Source organism: Gordonia sp. SCSIO 19800 (assembly GCF_018132775.1).
GTDB classification, from domain to species: Bacteria; Actinomycetota; Actinomycetes; order Mycobacteriales; family Mycobacteriaceae; genus Gordonia; species Gordonia hongkongensis.
In genome coordinates, this window is sequence record NZ_JAGRQM010000056.1 from 1 (window position 1) to 1,094 (window position 1,094).

A 1,094-nucleotide genomic window follows, 5' to 3' on the forward strand; every position below is an offset into this window, starting at 1 on the left:
ACTCCGCGGCCGGGCCGGTCGAGTTGAACGTTCCTCGTGACCGTGAGGGCACGTTCACCCCACGCTTGGTACCGAAGGGTTCCCGCCGGCTCGGCGGCCTCGATGACATGATCATCTCGCTGTATGCCGGCGGCATGACGTTGCGCGACATCCAGCATCATCTGGCCTCGACGATCGGCACCGATCTGTCGCATGAGACGATCTCGAAGATCTGCGACGAGGTCCTCGACGCGGTCGATGAATGGCAGAACCGGCCGCTGAAGGCCTTGTATCCCGTCATCTACCTCGACGCCCTGGTGGTGAAGGTCAAAGACGGCGGTCATGTCCGAAACAGGCACGCCCACATAGCTATTGGTGTTGACATGGCCGGCGTCAAGCATGTGCTGGGCATCTGGATACAAGCCGAGGAAGGCGCGAAGTTCCGGGCCGGGGTGTGTGCGAATCTGGCCAACCGCGGCGTCAAGGACGTGCTCATCGTGTGCTGCGACGGGTTGACCGGGTTCCCCGAAGCGATCGAGGCGACCTGGCCATTGGCCACGGTGCAAACATGTGTGGTGCATCTGATCCGCAACTCGATGCGGTTCGTGAACTACAAGGACCGCAAAGACGTCGCGCGGGCGATCAAACCGATCTACACCGCCCCCGACGCCGAGACCGCCCGCCGCGAATGGGAAGCCTTCCGAGACTCCGAACTGGGGACCAAATACCCGAGTGCCGCAGCAGCTTTCGACCGAGCGTGGGACCGGTTCATTCCGTTCTTGGCGTTCCCGCCCGAGCTCCGCAAAGTCATCTACACCACCAACTCGATCGAGTCGCTGAACTACCAGCTCCGCAAGGTCATCAAGAACCGGGGACACTTCCCCAACGATCTCGCGGCGCGCAAACTGCTGTGGCTGGCGATCTGCGACATCGAGGACAAACGTGCCCGGCAACGCGAGAAGGAACGCGGCAAGCCCGCCGCCACGCGCAGAGCCCCCGGCAGGCTCGTCGAGGGCCAAGTCGTGACGAACTGGAAACAGGCCCTCGGGCAACTAGCCCTGGCCTACCCCGACCGCATCGAACCCCACCTCAACTAGACCCAACCAGCAACCACA

General features: G+C 62.9%; 1 protein-coding gene. It reads left to right on the forward strand.

The features are described from left to right. Nucleotides 1–1,076: IS256 family transposase (locus tag KB201_RS24630; RefSeq protein ID WP_211540897.1), on the forward strand; the 1,076-nt coding region annotated here is incomplete at its 5' end. Between the last annotated feature and the right edge of the window lie 18 nt (nt 1,077–1,094).